Annotated in this window: 19 protein-coding genes; 11 read left to right on the top strand and 8 right to left on the bottom strand. The window is 72.7% G+C overall.

Translation table 11 applies throughout. The annotated features are described in order from the left end of the window. Positions 1–2: 2 nt before the first annotated feature. From ACTMTU_RS03160 to ACTMTU_RS03150, 3 genes are read left to right on the top strand one after another with little or no spacing between them, the layout of a single operon-like run. On the top strand, positions 3–1,490 hold the full coding sequence (locus tag ACTMTU_RS03160; protein WP_441261852.1) for a glycosyltransferase 87 family protein: 1,488 nt from the start codon (positions 3–5) through the stop codon (positions 1,488–1,490). After that, entirely contained in the window at positions 1,487–2,782 is a 1,296-nt protein-coding gene (locus tag ACTMTU_RS03155; protein ID WP_441261851.1) for an MFS transporter, read from the top strand. The genes ACTMTU_RS03160 and ACTMTU_RS03155 overlap by 4 nt, the downstream gene beginning before the upstream one ends. Continuing rightward, positions 2,779–3,954: an anhydro-N-acetylmuramic acid kinase gene (locus ACTMTU_RS03150; protein ID WP_441261850.1), complete on the top strand. Its 1,176-nt coding sequence runs from the start codon at positions 2,779–2,781 to the stop codon at positions 3,952–3,954. The genes ACTMTU_RS03155 and ACTMTU_RS03150 overlap by 4 nt, the downstream gene beginning before the upstream one ends. Positions 3,955–4,101: 147 nt before the next feature. On the opposite strand, the gene ACTMTU_RS03145 is transcribed toward ACTMTU_RS03150, so the two are convergent. After that, the gene (locus ACTMTU_RS03145) at positions 4,102–4,338 is read right to left on the bottom strand and encodes a DUF397 domain-containing protein (RefSeq protein WP_441261849.1); all 237 of its coding nucleotides are present in this window, start codon (positions 4,336–4,338) and stop codon (positions 4,102–4,104) included. Then, the gene (locus tag ACTMTU_RS03140) at positions 4,339–5,199 is read right to left on the bottom strand and encodes a helix-turn-helix domain-containing protein (protein ID WP_441261848.1); all 861 of its coding nucleotides are present in this window, start codon (positions 5,197–5,199) and stop codon (positions 4,339–4,341) included. Between the two features lie 126 nt (positions 5,200–5,325). On the opposite strand from ACTMTU_RS03140, the gene ACTMTU_RS03135 reads away from it, so the two are divergent. From ACTMTU_RS03135 to ACTMTU_RS03125, 3 genes are all read left to right on the top strand, one after another. Then, positions 5,326–5,814: an ATP-binding protein gene (locus ACTMTU_RS03135; protein ID WP_441261847.1), complete on the top strand. Its 489-nt coding sequence runs from the start codon at positions 5,326–5,328 to the stop codon at positions 5,812–5,814. 5 nt (positions 5,815–5,819) lie between these two features. Further along, the gene (locus ACTMTU_RS03130) at positions 5,820–6,227 is read left to right on the top strand and encodes a hypothetical protein (protein ID WP_441261979.1); all 408 of its coding nucleotides are present in this window, start codon (positions 5,820–5,822) and stop codon (positions 6,225–6,227) included. A gap of 61 nt (positions 6,228–6,288) precedes the next feature. Beyond that, the gene (locus tag ACTMTU_RS03125) at positions 6,289–6,582 is read left to right on the top strand and encodes a hypothetical protein (RefSeq protein ID WP_441261846.1); all 294 of its coding nucleotides are present in this window, start codon (positions 6,289–6,291) and stop codon (positions 6,580–6,582) included. A gap of 607 nt (positions 6,583–7,189) precedes the next feature. Here the strand turns inward: ACTMTU_RS03125 and ACTMTU_RS03120 are convergent. Both ACTMTU_RS03120 and ACTMTU_RS03115 read right to left on the bottom strand, forming a co-directional pair. After that, positions 7,190–7,891: a class I SAM-dependent methyltransferase gene (locus ACTMTU_RS03120; protein WP_441261845.1), complete on the bottom strand. Its 702-nt coding sequence runs from the start codon at positions 7,889–7,891 to the stop codon at positions 7,190–7,192. Positions 7,892–8,072: 181 nt separating this feature from the next. Continuing rightward, positions 8,073–9,152: an MmyB family transcriptional regulator gene (locus tag ACTMTU_RS03115; protein ID WP_441261844.1), complete on the bottom strand. Its 1,080-nt coding sequence runs from the start codon at positions 9,150–9,152 to the stop codon at positions 8,073–8,075. A 249-nt stretch (positions 9,153–9,401) separates the two neighbouring features. Here ACTMTU_RS03115 and ACTMTU_RS03110 point away from each other — a divergent pair, with 249 nt between their 5' ends. From ACTMTU_RS03110 to ACTMTU_RS03090, 5 genes are all read left to right on the top strand, one after another. Then, on the top strand, positions 9,402–10,049 hold the full coding sequence (locus ACTMTU_RS03110) for a helix-turn-helix domain-containing protein (protein WP_441261843.1): 648 nt from the start codon (positions 9,402–9,404) through the stop codon (positions 10,047–10,049). 78 nt (positions 10,050–10,127) lie between these two features. After that, a complete protein-coding gene (locus ACTMTU_RS03105) occupies positions 10,128–10,658 on the top strand; it encodes a toxin-antitoxin system, toxin component (RefSeq protein ID WP_441261978.1) in 531 nt (176 codons plus the stop codon). Positions 10,659–10,661: 3 nt separating this feature from the next. Continuing rightward, positions 10,662–11,849, top strand: coding sequence for an MAB_1171c family putative transporter (locus tag ACTMTU_RS03100; RefSeq protein ID WP_441261842.1), 1,188 nt, complete (start codon positions 10,662–10,664; stop codon positions 11,847–11,849). Beyond that, positions 11,846–13,291 (top strand): FAD-dependent oxidoreductase, encoded by a 1,446-nt coding sequence (locus ACTMTU_RS03095; RefSeq protein ID WP_441261841.1) that lies wholly within the window; start codon positions 11,846–11,848, stop codon positions 13,289–13,291. Before ACTMTU_RS03100 ends, ACTMTU_RS03095 begins: the two co-directional genes overlap by 4 nt. Before the next feature lie 56 nt (positions 13,292–13,347). Then, positions 13,348–14,619, top strand: coding sequence for an ROK family protein (locus ACTMTU_RS03090; protein ID WP_441261840.1), 1,272 nt, complete (start codon positions 13,348–13,350; stop codon positions 14,617–14,619). Positions 14,620–14,649: 30 nt separating this feature from the next. Here ACTMTU_RS03090 and ACTMTU_RS03085 read toward each other — a convergent pair whose 3' ends face one another. From ACTMTU_RS03085 to ACTMTU_RS03070, 4 genes are all read right to left on the bottom strand, one after another. Continuing rightward, positions 14,650–15,681: a pentapeptide repeat-containing protein gene (locus ACTMTU_RS03085; protein WP_441261977.1), complete on the bottom strand. Its 1,032-nt coding sequence runs from the start codon at positions 15,679–15,681 to the stop codon at positions 14,650–14,652. A 376-nt stretch (positions 15,682–16,057) separates the two neighbouring features. Beyond that, positions 16,058–17,593 carry a 3-hydroxyacyl-CoA dehydrogenase gene (locus tag ACTMTU_RS03080; protein ID WP_441261839.1) on the bottom strand — a complete coding sequence of 512 codons (1,536 nt, stop codon included), beginning with the start codon at positions 17,591–17,593 and terminating at the stop codon, positions 16,058–16,060. A gap of 148 nt (positions 17,594–17,741) precedes the next feature. Beyond that, positions 17,742–18,512, bottom strand: a complete 771-nt coding sequence (locus tag ACTMTU_RS03075; protein WP_441261838.1) for a CoA-transferase subunit beta — start codon at positions 18,510–18,512, stop codon at positions 17,742–17,744. Between the two features lie 68 nt (positions 18,513–18,580). Beyond that, the gene (locus ACTMTU_RS03070) at positions 18,581–19,498 is read right to left on the bottom strand and encodes a CoA transferase subunit A (protein ID WP_441261976.1); all 918 of its coding nucleotides are present in this window, start codon (positions 19,496–19,498) and stop codon (positions 18,581–18,583) included. Positions 19,499–19,553: the final 55 nt, after the last annotated feature.

Here is a 19,553-nt window from a genome sequence, read left to right as displayed (position 1 = left end):
GAATGCGGACGTCAGGATGCGTCTCCCCCGTTCGGGCCGCTGACGCTGGAAGGCTGGTGACCGTGATCAACACGCGCTCGCTCACCGCTTGTCTCCTCGTCGCCTGCCTGACGGCCGTGCTGGCGGCGGCGGTCCTCGAGGACGGCTATGTCACCGATCCCGGCGGCCTCGCGTGGTGGTACGCCGCCTGCTGGCTGCTGTTCGCGGCGGCCGTCCTCGCCTTGCGCAGGATGCCCGTGCGGCACGCCGTGGCGCTGGTCGTCGCGGGTGGCGTCGCGGTCGCGGCGACGGGCCTGCTCGCCCCGCCGCGTACGAGCACCGACTCCTACCGCTACGCCTGGGACGGCAGGGTGCAGGCGGCCGGGATCTCGCCGTACGACCATCCGCCCGCCGATCCTGCGCTCGCCGGGCTGCGCGACGACTGGCTGTTCCCGCGCGGAGCGGACTGTGCGCTGCCGGAGCGGTCGCGCATCGACGGGCCCGCGGGCGAGCGGCACTGCACCCGGATCAACAGACCGCGGGAGCACACGATCTATCCGCCGGTGGCGCAGGGCTACTTCCTGGTCGTCCACGCGCTGTCGCCCGAGGACGCCCGGCACAAGGCTCTCCAGACGGGCGGCGCGCTCCTGGCGGTCGGCACGACCGTCGCGCTCGTGCTGGTGCTGCGCCGTCGCGGTGATCCGCGGCAGGCCGCGCTCTGGGCGTGGTGTCCGGCGGTCCCGGTGGAGGCGGTGAACAACGCGCACGCCGACGTGCTGGGGGTGCTGCTCGCGGTGGTGGGACTGTGGGTGGTGGTGCGCGGGCGCTTCGAGGGCGGTGTGCTGCTCGGCGCGGCGGTGGCGACGAAGCTGCTGCCCGCGGTGGTGCTGCCGGGCGCGCTGTCCGGCGTCCGGCGGTGGCGGGACGCGGCGGCCGTGCTGGTGCCGGTCGCGGCCGTGGTGGCGGTGACGTACCTGCCGCACGTGCTGCTGTCGGAGAGCTCCGTTCTCGGCTACCTGGGCGGCTACACCGAGGAGGAGGGCTACGACGACCCGTCGGCCCGCAACCGCTACGCACTGCTGCGGCTGGTGCTGCCGGACGCGTGGGCGCTGCCCGCGGCGCTGCTGGTGACGGCGGTGGTGATCGTGCACGTCGTGCGCCGCGGCGACCCGGAACGGCCCTGGAGCGGCGCCCTGGCGGTGACGGGCACGGTGTTCCTGCTGATGACGCCGGGATACTCCTGGTACGCGCTGCTCCTGGTGGCGCTGGTCGCGCTGGACGGCCGGTGGGAGTGGCTGGGCGTCGCGGCAGCGGGAGCGGCCAAGTACGTGTCGGTGCACCTCGACGGGGACAGCTCGGTGGTGGGCACGACGGCGTACGCCCTCGCGGCCGCCGCGGTGGCGGCCGGGATGCTGGTCCGGCGGCGGGCCGCGCCTGCGGGTGCTGTCGGCCTAGCGGGGGCCGCAGGACGGGAGTCCGGGCGCGTCGCGGTGGGCAGAAATGGGGAATGACCACCTCCGCCGAACGGTCCGAAGCCTCGCCCGTCCGCTCCCGCCGTGCGCTGCTGGCCGGTTCGGTCGGCAATTTCGTCGAGTGGTACGAATTCGGTGTCTACGGCTACTTCGCCACGATCATCGCCGCGAACTTCTTCACGCCCGAGGGCGGCAGCGACGTCGAGGCACTGGTGAAGACCTACGCGTCGTTCGCGCTCGCGTTCTTCTTCCGGCCGGTCGGGGCCGCGCTGTTCGGCCGGATCGGGGACCGGATCGGGCGCCGCCCGACGCTGATCCTGGTCATCGGCCTGATGACGCTCGCCACCACCCTGATCGGTCTGCTGCCGACGTACGCCACCGTGGGCGCCCTGGCGCCGTGGCTGCTCACCCTGCTGCGCATCGTCCAGGGACTGTCCGCGGGCGGCGAGTTCGGCGGGGCCGTGTCGTTGATGACGGAGTTCGCGCCGCCCGGCAGGCGCGGCCTGTACGGGTCGTGGCAGTCGTTCACGGTGGCGCTCGGCCTGCTCGGCGGCGCGGGAGCGGCGGCGCTGCTGGCGACCGTGCTGTCGGAGGCGGCGCTGAAGGACTGGGGCTGGCGGCTGCCGTTCCTGCTGACGCTCCCCCTCGGCGCGGTCGCCCTGTGGCTGCGGCTGCGTCTCGAGGAGACGCCGCGTTTCCGGGAGGCGGAGGCGGCGCCGGTCGCGCCACCGCCGACCCGGGAGGTCGTGCGGGCGATCGTGCTCGGCGCGGGCCGGATCATGGGCTGGGCGGCGGCCGGTTACACCTTCCTGGTGGTGCTGCCGTCGTATCTGCAGTCCAGCCTGAACGCGTCGTTCCGGGAGGCGCTGATCGCCACAGTCCTGGCGAATCTGGGCTTCGCGGCGTCGATCATCCCGGCGGGGCTGGTCAGCGACCGGGTCGGCCGGCGGCCGGTGATGCTGACGGGTGCGGTCCTGGTGGTGCTGCTGGCCCTGCCGCTGATGAACCTCCTTCAGGACGAGGGGGCTTCGGCCGCCGTCAAGGGCGCCGCGGTCTTCGCAGCAGGCGCCGTGGTGGGCCTGCTCGCGGGACCCGGGCCCGCGATGCTGGCCGAGATGTTCCCGACGTCGGTGCGCTGTACGGGACTCGGCCTGGCGTACGCGCTGTCCAACGCGGTCTTCTCGGGGTGCGCGGGCCTCGTCATCACCGAACTCATCAAACGGACGGGCAGTGTCGACATCCCCGCCTACTACGCGGCCGCCACCTGCGCGGTGAGCGTGTTCGCGCTCCTCACGCTGCGCGGCGACGATCACCGCAGGGCGCTGCGGTGAGGGTCGTCGGGCTGATGTCGGGGACGTCGTACGACGCGATCGACGCCGCGGCCGCCGACATCGTCCTGGAGGACGGCACGCTGAAGCTGTCCCCGCTCGGCCTGGTCCGGGAGCGGTACGACGACGAGCTGCGGGAGGCGCTGGCGGGAGCGCTGCCGCCCGCCTCGACCTCGCTGGAGCGGGTGTGCCTGCTGGACACCCGCATCGGGCAGGCGTTCGCCGTGGCGGCGGTCCGCGCGGACCGTGAACTGTGCGCGGGGCGAGCGGAGTTGGTGGCCTCGCACGGGCAGACCGTGTACCACTGGGCGGAGGCCGGGCAGGTCCACGGCACGCTTCAGCTGGGGCAGCCGGCGTGGATCGCGGAGGCGACGGGCTGCACGGTGGTGTCCGACTTCCGTCCGAGGGACGTGGCGGCGGGCGGTCAGGGCGCCCCGCTGGTCAGCCTGGTGGATCTGCTGTGGCTGCGCGGCCGGCCGGGCGTGCCGGCGGCCCTCAATCTGGGAGGGATCGCGAACGTCACCGTGGCGGCGGGCGGTGCGGGCGACCCGGTCGCGTTCGACACGGGGCCGGCGAACGCCCTGGTGGACGCGGCGGTGGTGGAGCTGACGGGTGGACGGCTCCGCTACGACGTGGACGGCGCGCTGGCCGCCGCGGGACGGGTCCATCAGCCGCTCCTGGACCGGCTGCTGGCGGATCCCTACTACCGGCTGCCTCCGCCGAAGACGACCGGCAAGGAGCTGTTCCACGCGGGCCACGTGCGTGAAGCGCTGGGCGGCGTGGGCCCGTTGCCGCCCGAGGACGTGATCGCCACGCTCACCCGGCTGACCGCGCGGACCGTGGCGGACGCGCTGCGGCCGCTGGGCGCGACCGAGGTCGTCGCGTCGGGAGGCGGCACGCACAACCCGGCGCTGATGGCTGCGCTGCGGGCCGAGCTGGCCGGAACACCGCTGCGCACCTCCGACGAGCTGGGGGTGCCGACCGCCGCGAAGGAGGCGTACGCCTTCGCCGTGCTCGGTTTTCTGACCGTGCACGGCGTGGCCGGCACCGTACCCGCGTGCACGGGTGCCCGAGGGGCGCGCGTCCTCGGGTCGATCACCCCGGGCGGCCGTGTTCCGGTGCTCGCGGTCCCGGCCGAGCGCCGGGTCGACTCCCTGGTCGTCATGGACCGTTGACGATGATGGTGCGGTGGGCCGTGGTGGTGCGGTGGGTCCGCACCACCACGGCCTCGGCGAGCGTGTTCCGGGCCGCCGGAACGCCGCTCCCGTTCCCGTACACCTGCTCCTGATGCCGTGCCGGCCTGCTGCCCCCGCGGCAGCAGGTCAGCCGACCAGGAAATCCGCCTTGCCCGCCTTCGCTCCCTGGATGAACGCCTCGATCTCCCCGGAGGTGTAGATCAGGGCCGGTCCGTCGGGGTCCGCGGACTGGCGCACCGCGACCCTGCCGTCGGCCAGCTTCATGGTCTCGACGCAGTTGCCGCCGTTGCCCCCGCTCCAGGGCTTGTGCCAGCCCTCCTCACCCAGCTCGGCAGCCGGCATTCCGTTGTATATGCGTTTCATTCACAGCTCCTTGCGGAGATCGTCGAGGATCTCCTTCGTGCGTTGTACTGTCGCGGCCTGGGCCGCCATGCGGTCCATGACCTCGAGGTGCGTGGCGACCTCGGGGCGCGCGTCGAGATAGACGGCACCGGTCAGGTACTCGCTGTAGACCATGTCCGGGAGTTCGGCCACCGCGAACCGGAAGAGGACGAAGGGTCCGTACGTGCCGGGGTGGTGGCCGGCCGCGAACTCGGCGATCTGCAAGGTGACGTTCGGCAGCCGTGCGCCCGCGAGCAGCTTCTCGATCTGGGCCTTCATCACGCCCGGTCCGCCGACGGGTCTGCGCAGCACCGTCTCGTCCATGATCACCCAGAGCTTCGGGGCGTCCGGGCGGGTCAGCAGGGACTGGCGCTCCATGCGCAGCGCCACATGGCGTTCGACGTCGTCCGGCTCCGTGTGGCCGATGGCTCCGCCGAGCATGATGGCCCTGGCGTAGTCCTCGGTCTGGAGCAGACCGGGCACGAAGTGCGGTTCATACGCACGGATGAGGCTTGCGGCACCCTCCAGGCTGACGTACATGCTGAACCAGTTGGGCAGGACGTCGTGGAAACGTTGCCACCAGCCGGGCTTGTTGGCCTCTTCGGCCAGCTCGACGAAACCGCGAGCCTCCTCGTCGCCGACCCCATAGGCGCCGAGGAGCAGTTGGACGTACGGGATCTTCAGCGCGACCTCGGCGGTCTCCATCCTGCGGATGGTGCCGGGGGCCACGCGGAGGACCTTGGCCGCTTCCTCACGTTTGAGGCCGGCGCGTTCCCGCAGATCCTGCAGGCGCTTGCCGAGAACGACCTGCCCCACGGTGGGGGCGGACCGCGGTTCACTCACTTCGAGACCTCCCCACGTGCTTGTTTGCGAGCAGTGTGCCATGGCACCCATTCAATGAATATGCCCACTCTGAATTTTTCATAGTGGGGGTTGCCAATGTGATGGTTGCAGCGGGAGAGTGGTCGTGTGAACCGTGACGCGCTCGCCACCGAGCTCCTGGACTCCCTTGCGGGGACCGATCTCACCCGGTATGCCTTCGAGTTGCCGGCGCGCGCCGAACAGGTCTCACGGGCAAGAAAGTTGGTCTCCGCGCGATTGGGAAGCTGGGGCGTCGAGGGAGACGCCCACGACACCGCCCTGCTCGTGCTCTCCGAGCTGTTCACCAACGCCATCGTCCACACCGGCGGCCATCTGGTCGGCTGCGAACTCCTCGTCGGCGCCGGCCGGTTGCGCGTGACGGTGCAGGACCAGGGCGCCACCACCACCGGCCCGCGCGTGTGCCACGGCGCGCAGGGCGAGCGCGGGCGGGGGCTGCTGCTCGTGGAGGCGGTGAGCCGCGCCTGGGGCACGTACGACGCCGCGCCGGGAGTCGGCCGCGTCGTCTGGGCCGAACTGCCCTTCATACCCGATGCCGCGTCCAGGGAAGGGGCGTCGGCGTCGGAGTGGCAGTGCTGAGGAACCTGGCGCCGCTCCTGTCCCGGGGCGTGCGCCACGACGACGCCGACCTCCTGAGCAGGCTCGAGGTCCCCGCCGCGCTCCCCACCACGCTGGGGTGCGACGCGGTCGGCGTCCCCGCGCACTACGGAATCCGACTGCTCGCCCGGATGCGGAGCACCGGCTGCGTGTTCGCCGACGGGGCCTGGTGGTGGTGGATCGTCCCCGCCGGCTCCGACCTCGACCTGACCTGGCCGCTGCCGTCCCACTACGCCCGCGGGGCGCGGGTGCCCGCCAGCGGCGCCCGGCTGATCCGCCGGCCGGACGGCCCGAGCCCGTACACGCCGCCCATCCCGCTGTACTTGATGGCCTGTCAACTCACCGGCACCGCGCCGCGTTGGCCGGCCGGCCTGACCGGTTCGGCACGGGGCTGAGCCGGACCGCCCGCGAGGTCCGCCGGGCCGCCGGGCGATCCGCCGGGATAGGCTTCTGCGCATGTCAGAAGCGAATACGGGCCCCGAACGGCAGGGCCTCACACCGCGCCAGGCCCGCCGTGTCCGGATAGCCCTGTCGGCCGCCATCATGATCGCGGTGGGTGCCACGCTGGCGCTGCGGCTCGGCAGCACCCACTCGGTGCTCACCGTGGGCTTCTACGGCATCGCCCTCATCCTCTCCGGCAGCGCGCTGGTCCTCAGCCGCGCCGGACGCACCCGGTGGGCCACCCTGGTCCTGGGCATCGGCGTGGCGGTGGCGCTCGTCGCGGAGTGGGCGATCGCCTCGATGCGCTGAACGACCGGCGACCTCCTGCCGAGGCCGGCCGCCTCGCCGAGGGCCGGGTTCGCGGCACGAACTCTCCGCCGACGCCCTGAGCGTTCCCCGGCATCGGCACCGTGCTCGGCGCCGGTTCCTCGCCACGGCCGGCGGCAGCCTGGACGAATTCCCCTCCCGGACGCCTTCACCGGCGTCGCCACCCGACTCCGGCCGATCGGCCGTACCGACCCGGCGGGCGATCAGCGACCTCGACCGTGCCGGTCTCGTCCGGCGGCCCGTGGAACCCTGCGCAGCCGACGACGGCCCGTCCGGCTCGGACACGGCGGCCCGTGTGGTCCAGGGGGCGGCACACGGGTCCTTGGCAATCTGTTCGGCGCGGTAGCCGAAGATCCAGCGGGCCCGGGCGCTGACGAAGCATGCGCCAAGGGCGATTCCGGCCTCGGCGCTCCCGCCGGCGAGGTCACCGTCGGCGAGCGCACGCCGTGCCTCTGCGCCGAACTCGACGAAGCGAACGCGTCCGGTGAAGGAGAGAGGTCGGTCGGTCGTCGCGGAGATGCTCGCCCAGTGCCCAGGGGGCTGTCCACGGCTTACGGCGTTCGGGCAGGCGTTACCCCCCCCCGTCATGTCAGAACGCGCGGAAGTCCTGGAAAGGAGGCTCGAACGAAGGGTCGGGCAAGCGGTACGCCTTGCACCGGGCCCCGTGTTCGCCCTGAGGTCCGACGCCGATCGCCTCGCCGGGAAAGGCCTCGGGGATCACCGTCCATCCCAGGTTCCGCTCGTAGTACTGCACCGCCGTGTGCACAGACGGCCACCAGTCGTCGTCGATGACAATCAGGCCACCGGGTCGGACGATCTTGCGCAGGAAGTAGAGATCGACGAAGACTTCGTGGAACCGGTGGCTGCCGTCCACGAAGGCCGCGTCGGCGACGAAGCCTTCGGTGAGGAGCTGGGGGAGCGCGATCGACGAAGGCGTGAGCATGAGCGCGGCGATCGGGTCCAGCCCTGCCGCGCGCAGCAGATCCCAGCCGGCGTTGGCGTACTCGCGTTCCTGGAACGGGTCGATGATGACGTGCCGGGGATGCGGACGGTCGACGGTCGTCAGCGCCTCGCCGATGGCGAGCGCCGAGCCGGCGTAGGCGAGACCGACCTCGACGACCTTCTCGGCCCCCTCGGAGACCAACAGATCACGCAGTTGGTCGCAGTGCTGCTCGGGCACCGAGACGGTCTCGAAGTCTCCCTCTCGGCCTCGTGTCCGCGGCGGCCCCTCCTGCCCGAGTCGGCGGCGCACCTCGCGGACCCGCGTCGCGCGTTCGTCCGTGTCGGTCATGCTGACCACTCCTCCGCGGTGGGACTGCACGTGACTCTCACCGTAGGAGGGGAGGCGAAACCTGTAGGGGATTTCGCTTCCGGGGAGCCGCGGCGACGGCCGGGGCCGTGGCCCGCCGGCGAGGCACCCGCCGACCGGGCGCGGAGGCCCGGCACCGGACCGGCGAGGCTCCGGCCTCCGGTCAGCCGCCGGAGACGGCCCGCAGGTGGGTCTTGCCCCGGCGTACGCCGGGCACCGCGCTCGACCGGTTCTCCCTCAGGACGAGCGTCATCCGGGTGTACTCCTTGTCCCGCAGGGTCGTCGGCGTCTCGTCGATGATCCTGCACTGGGTGCGGCCCCAGCGCGGGTCCGGATGGTTCACCGGCCGCACGGCTCCGTCGTGGTGGATCGCGAGCGCGCCCACGGCGCTCATCCAGTGCGGCAGCCCGCACCGGTAGGCGGCGTCCATGATCGGGTCGTCGGCGATGTCGTCACGAATGGCTTGAAGCGCATCGTCGTCGCCGTGCTTGTCGAGGGCCGCGGCCAGCTGCGCCATCAACGGCAGGCACCAGCTCGTCTCGTGCTCGCCGAGCACCGTGCGCGCGTCGGGGTGGAAGAGCACGAACCGCAGGAAGTTGCGGTCCGGCATGGCGGTCGGGTGGGGTCCGATGTCACGGAAGAGGGCATCGAAGGCGGGGTTGGTGTGGGCGACGTCCCAGTGCCGGTCGAAGAGCACGGAAGGCAGCGGCACCGCGTCCATCATCGTGGCGTAGTCCCGCAGATAGGCCTGCGTCTCGGGGTCCGAGGGCTCCTCCGGCCGCGACGGCGGCCTGGGCTCGGGCGGACGTACGGGCACCGGCGGCGGTACCGGCGCGGCGGGTCCGGACGGCGCCGGGCGGCGCGCGGGACGTGAGGGCGGCACGGGACCTGACGGCCTGACGGGTGTCTCCCCGCCGAAGGAGTCGTACGGCACCGGCACGTCACGGTCGACGGCGAGGCGCAGCAGCCGCCCGCCCTGCTGGTCGTTGAGTTCCAGGGCGTCGATCAGGGCGCAGAGCGTGTCCTCGGGCCACTGCCGGCCCGGGGTGCGTTCCCAGGTGGCGTAGGTGTAGGCGGTGATGCCGAGGCGGGCCGCGACCTCCTCGAGGCTCAGGCCCAGTTCCTCACGGCGTCGCTTGAGGGCGTCCCCGAGCCTCTTCGTGCGGGCCGTGGCCCGCGCGGCGCCGACGGGGCTGAGGCGTCCTTGGACACCCCGGCGTTCGACGCCCGCCTCATGTGTCATCGAGAACGCCACCCTTCTCGGAGCCGGCCGCAAGTCCCGCTGCGACAGCACCCTTTGGATCTTCACACCGCGTGGCGATCCTGCTACCGCGAACAAGGGGATGTCAACTATCGTGGCATTCCACGCCGCTGAGCGCTCAATTCGCGCCACAGCTGTGGCAAGACCTTGGCTGCCGTGACCTGAATAGGGTTAACTTCCGGCAGCCCCATAGGATGCGGGGCTATCTCGCGTGATCTAGGAGACCTACTGGTGACAGACGGCTTCTCGGTTCCGGGTCCGACGGCCACAGGCCCTCTGGCGGCATCGGTTGCCCGGGTCGCCGAACTTGCGGACAAGCTCGGAATGAGCCACAGCGAGGTCTTCGACGTCCAGAAGCTGTCCGAGGCGTCGGGGGTTCCCGCCGACGTCGTGCGGGCCCTCCTCGACGGACGGACGGCCGGCGAACCGGACCTCCAGGCACGTTTCCTGCAACGCTTCGACCTGCTGCGACGTACCCGGCTCAAGGCCAACGGCCGCCGGTACACCCAGCAGGAGATCGCCGACGGCGCGGGCATGTCGCGCCAGCAGGCGGGTGCGCTCATCAACGGCGACCGCCGGCCGACGATGGAGCACTGTGACGCGATCCAGCGCTTCTTCAAGGTGCACGCCGGGTTCCTGACCGCCGACGACGCCGACGCGCTCGACAGCGCCCTCCAGCGCACGGAGCAGAGTCTGCTGCACGACTACGCGGGCGACGGCGACCCGCTGGAGCGGCTGCTCCAGGACCACGGCGTACGCGGCATCGCCTGGCGCGCGGCGCAACTCCCCACCGACAAGCACCGGGACAAGGTGACCGAATGGCTCGACATGCTTCTGGAGAGCGTGAAACCGGCGCCTGACACGCCCACGGAGCCCTGATTTCCGGACAGGCTTGGATTTGTACGTGTCTCAACAGGTTCTGACGGGGAGGGGAGAGCGGTGAGCATAGGCAAAGAGATGCGCCGGCTGTGCGGCGAGCTGGTCGGCGGAATCGATCTGCCCGCACCGGCAGAACCCGCGGACCTCTACTCCGCCCTGTGCCAGGGCATGAGCAAACGCCGTGGCAGGCCCGTGCGTTACCGCATGGCGTCCTTCCCTCCGGGCACCGCCAGCGGGCTGTGGCTCGACATGGCCGAGCAGGACCTCGTGGTGATCGAGGAGCGCACCGCTCCCGACCACCAGCTGGTGATTCTCGGCCACGAGCTGTGGCACATGAAGGCCGGGCACTGCAGCCACCACGTCGAGGGCGCCGCCGTCGCCGCACGGCTGCTGTCCGACGAGGCCGACCTCCAGGCGACCGTCCTGAAGGTCGCCGCCCGCACCCGCTTCGACCAGGCCGAGGAGAACGAGGCCGAGAGCTTCGGCCTGCTGCTCGGCAGCAAGTGCCGTGCCTGGCTGGCCGGTTCGAACGGAAGGGGCCCGGTCCGGCGCGAGGGGCTGGCCGGCCGCATCGAGGCGTCGCTGGGATACCGCGGGCCACAGGGCTGAGGCGTGAACGGACCGGACTACTACATCCCCGCAGCCGCCCTCGGAATCGCACTCGCGTTCAAAATCCCGGGAATGCGGCGCGACTGGCGCGACCCGCTCCTCCGGTCCGTCTGCGCCCTGCTCGTCCTCGGCGCGTCCACCTTCTTCTTCGCCGCACCGCCGACCATCGCCGAGGTCAACCGCATCACCGGCGTCCCCAACATCTCGGCCCCGCTGGTCTACTGCATCCTCTCCGCGTTCAGCGCCTCCTGCCTGGTCCTCCTCGTCAACTGGCGCGGCGGGCCGCCCGAGGAGACCCGCCGGATCTCCCTGCGCTGGATGGGCGCGTACAGCATCGTCGTCGTGGCGCTCATCGTGCTCTTCGCCCTGGGCGACGCCCCGGTGGAACGCCTGCGGGACCTGGACACCTACTACGCCAGGACGCCGTACATGCGCGAGATGATCGCGCTCTACCTGGCCGCCCACAGCGTCGCCGCCGTGGGCATGACCGTGCTGTGCTGGCGCTGGTCGCTGAAGGTCCGCGGCTGGCTGCGCGGCGGGCTGGTGACCATCGTCGTCGGATCGCTGTTCAACCTCGCCTACGGAGTCACCAAGTCGTCCGCCGTCGGCGCCCGCTGGGCCGGCCACGACTGGGACCACCTGTCCACGCTCGCCGCGCCGCCGCTCGCCTCGGTCGGCGCGCTGCTGAGCGCCGTCGGCTTCGTGCTGCCGCTCGCGGGCCAGCGGCTGTCCGACAGCTGGCACGCCTGGGCCGCCTACCGGCGGCTCGGAACGCTGTGGCGCGAGCTGCGTTCCGCCGCCCCGGACCACAGCCCCTCGGTGCGGATCTCATGGCTCTCTCCGGTCGAGCTGCGGGTGACGCAGCGGGAGTCCGACATCCACGACGGCATGCTTCAGCTCGACCCGTACTTCGACCGCGTCCTGCGGGCGAACGCCTACGACCAGGCGGTCGCCGAAGGGGCCGACCGCAGGCAGGCGGACGCGATCGCGGACGCGGCGATGGTCGCCGCGGCACTGCGGGCCCGCGCCGCCGACCCCGAGGGGCGGATCGTCAGGTCGGCAGAGGCCTACACCTCCGTCGCAGCCGCGGGACCGCGTGATCTGGTGCGCATGTCCCTCGCCCTGCGTCATTCACCCGTCGTCGCGGCAGCACGCCTGCGTACGGCCAGGTCAGAGAGCAGCACCCTATGAGCAGCGATCCCGTGAGAACCAGCAGGAACAAACCGCGCAGAGCCGTGGTCATCGGCGGCGGCCTGGCCGGCATGCTGACGGCCGGCGTCCTTCGCGAATACGCCGAGGAGGTCACGGTCGTCGAGCGCGACGTCCTGCCGGAGGGGCCGCTGCCGCGCAGGAGCCTCCCCCAGGCGCACCACGCGCACCTGCTGTGGTCGGGCGGGGCACGGGCGATCGAGTCGCTGCTGCCGGGCACCACGGACCGCTGGCTCGCCGCGGGCGCCCGCCGGATCCCGCTGCCGACCGGGCTGGTGTCGATGTCGGCACAGGGCTGGTTCCGCCGCTTCCCGGAGATGCAGTTCCTCATCGCCTGCAGCCGGGACCTGCTCGACTGGGTCGTACGGGACCAGGTGCTCACGAGCCCCCGGGTCACCGTCCTGCGGCGGACCGAACTGCTGGGCCTGGAAGGCGCCGCCGGCCGGGTCACCGGCGTACGGGTGCGCGGCGAGGAGACAGGCGAGCGGGTGCTCCCCGCCGACCTGGTCGTCGACGCGAGCGGCCGGGGGTCGCGGGCCCCCGAGTGGCTGAAGGCGCTGGGCGTCGGCGAGGTCCGGGAGGAGAAGGTCGACTCCGGGCTCGCCTACGCCAGCAGGATCTTCCGCGCCCCCGCGGGGTCGGAGGAGTACCCGGTCGTCAATGTGCAGGCCGACGCCCGTGAGCCCAGGCCGGGCTGCACGGCCACGATCGTACCCGTCGAGGGCGGCCGGTGGCTGGTGACGCTGTCCGGCACGCGTGGCGGACAGCCCACGAACGCCGCCGACGAGTTCGAGGACTTCGCCCGCTCCGTCCGCCATCCCGTCGTCGCCGAGCTCATCGCCCACGCCGAACCCCTGACGGACGTCGTCGTCTCCCGGAGCACCGTCAACCGCCGCCGCTACTACGAGAAGCTGCGCGACTGGCCGGAGGGCTTCGTCGCCGTCGGCGACTCCGTCGCCACCTACAACCCCGTCTACGGGCACGGCATGTCGGTCGCCGCCCAGGGCGTCCTCGCGCTGCGGCGGGCGCTGGCCCTGCACGGCATGGGCTCACCAGGGCTCGCCCGCCGCGTGCAGCGTTCGCTCGCCGGGCCGGTCGGCACGGCGTGGGACCTGGCCACCGGACAGGACATCCTCTATCCCGGGGCGATCGGCAAGGACCCGGGCGCCGCGGCGAAGGTGCTCCGGCACTACGTCGACCGGCTGATGCTCACCGCGACGGGACGGCCACTCGTCGCCAAGGCCCTGTTCGACGTGATGACCCTGTCCGCGCCGACCGGTTCCCTGCTGAAGCCGGAGATCGCGCTCGCGGTGCTCCGCGGCCCGGCGCTGAAGCCGCTGACCGGGCCGCCGCTGAGCGACGACGAGCTGCGCATCGCGAGGGAACCGCGCGGTGAGCGGGAGGCGGACCCGGCCGACGCCTGACGTGGCGGGGATCGGCGACCGGCACGTCACGGGCATCGCCTAGGCTCAGCGGCAATATGAACGGCAATCACTCAGGCAGCACCCGCGCCGGGACGGGCGGCCGGACTCCGATGGAGCCGAAGGCCGACCGCGAGACCGTGCGCCGGCACAACCTCAGCCTGGTCCTGCGGACGGTCCGCGACCAGGTCGAGGCCACCCGCGCCGGTGTCGCGGCACGCGTGGGCCTGACCCGTGCCGCCGTCTCCTCGCTGGTCGAGCAGCTGATCGAGAACGGATTCCTGTCCGAGTCGGGCAAGACGTTCAGCGGCCAGGCGGGCCGTCCGGGCACGGTGCTCAAGGTCGCGCGCACCGGCCTCGCGGGCATCGGCGTGGAGATCAACGTCGACTACGTCGCGGTGTGCGTCGTCGACCTCGCCGGCACCGACCGGGTGCGGCTCGTGGAGCATCTGGACAACCGTGGCGCCGCGCCGGCGGAGGTGTTCGGCCGCGCCGCCCGGATCGCGGCCCGCGCGCTGGCGTCGGCGACGGAGCAGGAACTGCGGCCGGTCGGCGCGGAGCTGGCCCTGCCGGGCCTGATCTCCGGCGGCTCGGTGCTCCAGGCGCCCAACCTCGGCTGGGCCTCCGTCCCGGCGGAGACCCCGTTCGCCGAGGCCCTCGCCGCGCTGCGGCCGGGCCTGCCCGCCCTGCCGGTGCGCTCCGAGAACGAGGCGAACCTCGCCGCGCTCGCCGAGCTGTGGTTCGGCGGCCTCGGCGACGTGCGCAGCTTCCTGTACCTCACAGGTGAGATCGGGGTCGGCGGCGCGCTGGTGCTGGACGGCGAACTGCTCCGCGGGGCGAACGGGTTCGCCGGCGAGATCGGTCATGTCTCCGTCTCGGACGACGGCCCGCTGTGCCGGTGCGGATCCCGCGGCTGCCTGGAGCAGTACGCCGGGCAGGCCGCGCTGCTGCGCGCGGCGGGCCTCGACGAACGCGCCGGCGCGGCGGGCATGGCGGAACTGGAACACCGTGCACGGGCGGGCGACGACGCGGCGCTCGCCGCGCTGTCCGGGGCGGGCAGGGCGCTAGGCCGCGCGCTGTCCGGCGCGGTGAACCTCTTCGACCCGGACGCGGTCGTGCTCGGCGGGGTCTACCGGCCCCTGATGCCGTGGCTGGGCCCGCCGACGGGCGCGGAGCTCGGGGCGCGCGTGGTCTCCGGCCTGTGGTCCCCGACGAGCGCCCGCCTGCGGGCGTCCTCCCCCGCGGCGGACGCCGCCCGGGGGGCGGCGGCCCTCGTCGTCCAGGACGTCCTGGCCGACCCGGTGGCGTACGCGCCGCGCCGGCCGGAGTGACGGAGCGCCTGTCCCCGTGCGGCGGCACCGTCAGGGCAGGGACCGCAGGGGCGGGTGCTGCGTCGTGATGCCGGAGGGCTGGAGCAGCGGCGGCGGTTCCGGGCCGGGATCCTCGGTGACGACCACGCCGGCGGCCGCGTGGTCGAAGCCGGCGGGCCAGCGAGTGCGCTCGCTCGCCACCGCGCCGGTCAGACGTGCCTGAAGAAGGTCGGCCGTGCTCAGATCGGTGCCGCGCAGGTCGGCCAGGCGCAGGTCGGCGCTGCGGAACACGGCGCCGCCCGCGTCGGCCTTGCGGAGGTTCGCCTCACGCAGGTCCGCCTCGGTGAAGTCCGCGTCACGCAGGTCGGTCTCGACCAGCCGCGCGCCCCGCAGGTCGGCCAGGACGCAGCGGGCCCTGCGCAGGATCGCCGTCTTGAGGTCGGCGTGCCGCAGGTCGACCGAGACGAGGGACGCCTGCGTCAGGTTGGCGTGGTACAGCCCGGCCGCCTCCATGCAGGACCGGTCGAGGTTGACCTCGTGCAGCCACAGCCCGTCGCAGTCGGCCCGGCGCAGGTCCGTGACCCCGAGGTTGACCCAGGACTGTTCCCGCGGATGGATCAACAGCACGCCGAGTCCGGTGAGCGCCACCTGCGCGTCGGGGGCGCGGACCTCCAGCGGTACGACGTCGTTGATGGGCACGTCCGCCGCCGGCGCCCGCGGTCCGGTGGGCGGCCAGGGCAGATGGGTACGCAGGTAGGCGGCCTGGATGGAGATGACGGCCTCGCGGTCGCGGGCGGAGTGCTCCGCGATCCGCCACAGCGCGTGGAGCCCGCCGATGCGTGTTTCCAGCTTGTCGCTGCCGAGCTGGTCGACGGCCGTGCTGAACCGGTCGGTGAGGTAGCCCTCCTGCGTCGCGCGCAAGCCGTCCTGGCTGACGCGCAGTTGCCGCCAGGTGGCGTACGCGCCGAACAGCAGGACCATTCCGCCGACGGCCTGCAACAGCGTCGTACGGACGTCGTTGACCGCTTTGAGCCGGTCCTGCGCGGCGACGCTCGCCCCGGCGAGGTCATGGTCGACGATCATGCCCGGCAGGACGATCAGCACCGCGCCCAGAACGGCGGGAACCGCTGTCCCGGCGAGCAGGGCGACGATCGCCCGCCGTATGACGGGCCGTTCCCGCGACGCCCCGCGGCCACGGCCGGACCCCCCTGTCTCCATGGGCATGGAAGCCTAGGGCACCGACGGGCAGCCGTGGCCTGCGGGGCGGAGCGGGTCGGCGCTCGAACAGCCGTTGGTCCGACGCCTCCGGGCGACCCCGCCGTCGAGCTCCCCGAGCGCGTTCTGTGCACCACGGGTCGCCCGGGGTGAGCCCGGTGACTCCGGCGTCGAGTCCCCCAGCAGGTCCGCCGCGCCCCGGATCGCCCGGGTGGCACACCGGCCGGGTCGTAGCACGTCGGCGTCACACCGCCGTATGCGGCGGCGCCGCGCCCGCCTCCGTCAAGGACAGGCCGAGCTGGGCCCGTTCGGTGACCCACCGCGTCGGCCGGTAGCGCGGATCGCCCGTCGTCCCGTACAGGGCGCGGTGCAGCGCCAGCATCCGTGCCACGCCGGTCCGGTCGCCCCAGGCGAGCGGACCGTGCGGGTAGCCGAGGCCGGCGGTGACGGCGAGATCGATGTCGGCGGGCGCGGCGATCGCGCGCTCGGCGATCGACGCCGCGACCGAGACGATGGAGGCGAGCAGGCGCTGGGCGACCGATCCGGCGGTGTCGCGCACGACGGACACGGACACCGGCGCGGCTGCGTCGTCGGACCGGGCCAGCACGGCCCGTGCGTCGCGTACCGCGTCGGGGTCCGAGGCGGGCGTCATGGCGAGCACCCGCCGGGGCGTGTCCAGGGAGAGCGGATCGACACCGAGCGTGCGGCCGGCGGGCAGGCCGAGCTCTGCCACGGCCGCCGCGACGGTGGTGCCCCACACGGGCACGAGCACCACGGCACGGTCGCCCGGCCGTGGCCCCTCGTCGAGGACGGCGCCGGCGGCACGCAGGACGCGGCGTACTTCTTGCGCGTCGTGCGCCGCGTCGGGCACATGCACCGGCCGGGCGGCGTCGCCGGTGACCGGCGGCTCCGCGGGGGCACCCGGCGCGTCGGGACCGTAGTCGTAGAAGCCGCGGCCGGTCTTGCGGCCGTGCAGGCCGGCGGCCACCCGGTTCGGTGTGAGGTACGACGGGCGGAGGCGCTCCGAGTGGCGGAATCCCCGCCAGACGGTGTCGATGACGGAGGCGGTGACGTCGAGCCCGGTGAGATCGGTGAGCTCGAAGGGGCCCATGCGCAGTCCGAGTACGTCACGGGCGATCCGGTCGATGCCGGCCACGTCCGCGACGTCCTCCTCCAGCAGGGCCAGCGCCTCGGTGATCAGGCCCCGCCCCGCGTGGTTGACGAGGAAGCCGGGGGTGTCGGCAACGACGACCGCGCGGTGTCCGCTCCTCTCCACGAGATCGACGAGGAACGGCACCACGGCGGGGCGGGTGGCGGCGCCGGGAATCACCTCGGCGATCCTCATCAGCGGTACGGGGTTGAAGAAGTGCAGACCGGCCAGCCGCGTCGGGTCGGCCAGCCCGGCGGCGATGCGGGTGACGGACAGCGATGAGGTGTTGGTCGCGAAGACCGCCGACGCCGGCAGGACCTTCTCCAGGCCCGTGAGAAGCTCGGTCTTGACCGACAGGTCCTCCAGCACCGCCTCGACGACGAGGTCGACGCCGTCGCCGGGAGCCAGCGGGGACCGCAGCGGCACCAGCCGCTCCGTCGCGGCGGCGGCTTCCTCGGCGGAGGTGCGCCCCTTCTCGACGGCGCGGCCGAGCATCCCGGTGATGAACCCGACGGCCTCGTCCACGGACTCCGGCCGGGCGTCGGCCAGTTCGACGGTGTGTCCGGCGGTGACGGCCCACTGGGCGATCCCGCGGCCCATGACCCCGGCCCCGACGACTCTGATACGCATACGGTTTCCCTCGTCCCTGGGTTGCTCGTGTCCGGTGCGCGCGTTCGCACCACGCCTGCTGCGCTGCGTCGTGCGTACGGCGCGAGGTGCGTGCGTACAGCCGCGCGTCACGTCGTCCGCGCGACCGTGCTGTGTGCCCGGCCGTGTCTCAGCGCAGATAGACGCGCCCGGGGTCGACGTCCTCCCGGAGCAGCCGCAGTTCGGCCGCGGTGGGCGGTTCGACGGTGTCGACCTCGTCGGCGACCTGGAGGTCCCAGCCGGTGGCGGCGCGGACCTGGTCGACGGTGACGCCCGGATGCACGGCGACCAGCCGCAGCTCCTCCCCCGCGCCCGCCCGGGCGAGGATGCCCAGATCGGTGATGACGCGGGTGACTCCCGCGCCGCGCGGCGTGATGCCGTCGGCGAGCGCCCGGTCGGGGCCCGGCGAGGTGCAGAAGTCGAGTGCGGCCACGAACGAGCGGGGGTCGTGACGGCGCATCACCACGAACACCTCGCCCGAGTTGGCCATGACCTCCATGGCACCGCCGGAGCCGGGGAGGCGGACCTTCGGCCTGTCCCAGTCGCCGATGACGGAGGAGTTGAGATTGCCGTGGCGGTCGATCTGGGCGGCCCCGAGGAAGCCGACGTCGATGTGCCCGCCCTGGAGGACGGAGCCGAAGAGGGTCGCCATCGACAGGACGGCCTCCGCGCCGGTGATGAGGACCGCGTCGGCGATCGTCTCGGGCAGTTGGGAGGGGTGTGCGCCGCAGACGCCCGACTCGTAGACGATCTCGAGGCGAGGCGCGACTGTGAGGTGGGCGAGGGAGGCGGCCAGCGTGGGCAGGCCGATCCCGGCGAACACGGTCCGTCGCCCGGCGAGTTCACGGGACGCGACGACGGAGAGGAGCTCCGAGGAGGTCGCGGTGCCGGCGGCTGTCATCTTCTTCTCTCCGTCGTTCGGTCGTCGTTCGGCCCGTCGGTCCGGCTGTGCGTCCGCCGGTGGCGCGGTCACAGCCGTCGTCCGTAGTTCACGGGCAGGCTCATCGCCTCGCCCACGGCCAGCCCCGCCCAGAACTCCTCGCCCTGCTTGGCGACGTACTCGGCGTGGTCGCGGGTGCCGTAGACCCACTCGGCCATCCAGTCCCGCAGCCGGGCGGGGTCCTTGCTGATGTGCGACCAGGACCGGTAGAAGGCGTTGTCCCGGTCGTAGTAGCCCTGGGCGAAGGACGGGTGGGCGCCGCGCGGGCAGGCGACGACGGCATGGACCGCGTGCGAGGGGATGACGGTCCGGTTGGGGTCCGAGCGCACCACCTCGTCCTCGACGATCTCCTCCACCACCACGACGGCCTTCTTCGCGGCGTAGACCGCCTCCGCCTGGACGCCGGTGAGGCCCCACACCTGGGTGTTGCCGGAGCGGTCCGCGCGCTGCGCGTGGACGATGGTCACGTCCGGATTGACCGGCGGGACCACGTAGATCTCCTCCGTGGCGCCGTCCGGGCCGGGATAGGGCGAAGTGACCTTGCGGATCCCGGGGTTGACCGAGGGGAGGTCGCTTCCGGCGTAGGAGCGCAGCGGGTGGAAGGGCAGCCGCTGGGCGCCGGCGAGATAGCGGCAGATCATCCCGTAGTGGCTGTACTCCTCGAACTCCAGCGGTTCGGGGTCGGCGGACTCGATGCGCCGCCGGAGCTCTCCGAGCGAGCCGGCCGAGGAGTTGCCGACGAAGGAGGAGACCAGCTTGGTGACGCAGCCGCCCGCGAGCAGCTGGTCCACCACGATGTCCGCCGTCATCCGCACCACCGTGAGGTTCCTGCGGCGCTGGCGGATGATCTCGTGGCCGGCGGCCGTCGGGATGAGATGGGTGAAGCCTTCGAGGGACACCGTGTCGCCGTCGTGCACGAACGAGGCGATCGCGTCCTTCATCGTCATGGTCTTGTCCACGGCCCACACGCTGCCAGCACCATTGATTACTGTCCAATACCAA

Origin of the sequence: Streptomyces sp. OZ13, assembly GCF_052068155.1 — a bacterium.
Taxonomy (GTDB): Bacteria; Actinomycetota; Actinomycetes; order Streptomycetales; family Streptomycetaceae; genus Streptomyces.
This window is presented reverse-complemented; position numbering and strand designations above follow the sequence as displayed.

Bases quoted from the DNA above. Each gene is read 5' to 3' on its own strand.
- ACTMTU_RS03160 (WP_441261852.1), top strand. From the start codon at position 3: ATGCGGACGTCAGGATGCGTCTCCCCCGTTCGGGCCGCTGACGCTGGA.
- ACTMTU_RS03155 (WP_441261851.1), top strand. From the start codon at position 1,487: ATGACCACCTCCGCCGAACGGTCCGAAGCCTCGCCCGTCCGCTCCCGC.
- ACTMTU_RS03145 (WP_441261849.1), bottom strand. From the start codon at position 4,338: ATGAAACGCATATACAACGGAATGCCGGCTGCCGAGCTGGGTGAGGAG.
- ACTMTU_RS03125 (WP_441261846.1), top strand. From the start codon at position 6,289: ATGTCAGAAGCGAATACGGGCCCCGAACGGCAGGGCCTCACACCGCGC.
- ACTMTU_RS03120 (WP_441261845.1), bottom strand. From the start codon at position 7,891: ATGACCGACACGGACGAACGCGCGACGCGGGTCCGCGAGGTGCGCCGC.
- ACTMTU_RS03115 (WP_441261844.1), bottom strand. From the start codon at position 9,152: ATGACACATGAGGCGGGCGTCGAACGCCGGGGTGTCCAAGGACGCCTC.
- ACTMTU_RS03105 (WP_441261978.1), top strand. From the start codon at position 10,128: ATGCGCCGGCTGTGCGGCGAGCTGGTCGGCGGAATCGATCTGCCCGCA.
- ACTMTU_RS03095 (WP_441261841.1), top strand. From the start codon at position 11,846: ATGAGCAGCGATCCCGTGAGAACCAGCAGGAACAAACCGCGCAGAGCC.
- ACTMTU_RS03090 (WP_441261840.1), top strand. From the start codon at position 13,348: ATGAACGGCAATCACTCAGGCAGCACCCGCGCCGGGACGGGCGGCCGG.
- ACTMTU_RS03085 (WP_441261977.1), bottom strand. From the start codon at position 15,681: ATGATCGTCGACCATGACCTCGCCGGGGCGAGCGTCGCCGCGCAGGAC.
- ACTMTU_RS03080 (WP_441261839.1), bottom strand. From the start codon at position 17,593: ATGCGTATCAGAGTCGTCGGGGCCGGGGTCATGGGCCGCGGGATCGCC.
- ACTMTU_RS03075 (WP_441261838.1), bottom strand. From the start codon at position 18,512: ATGACAGCCGCCGGCACCGCGACCTCCTCGGAGCTCCTCTCCGTCGTC.
- ACTMTU_RS03070 (WP_441261976.1), bottom strand. From the start codon at position 19,498: ATGACGATGAAGGACGCGATCGCCTCGTTCGTGCACGACGGCGACACG.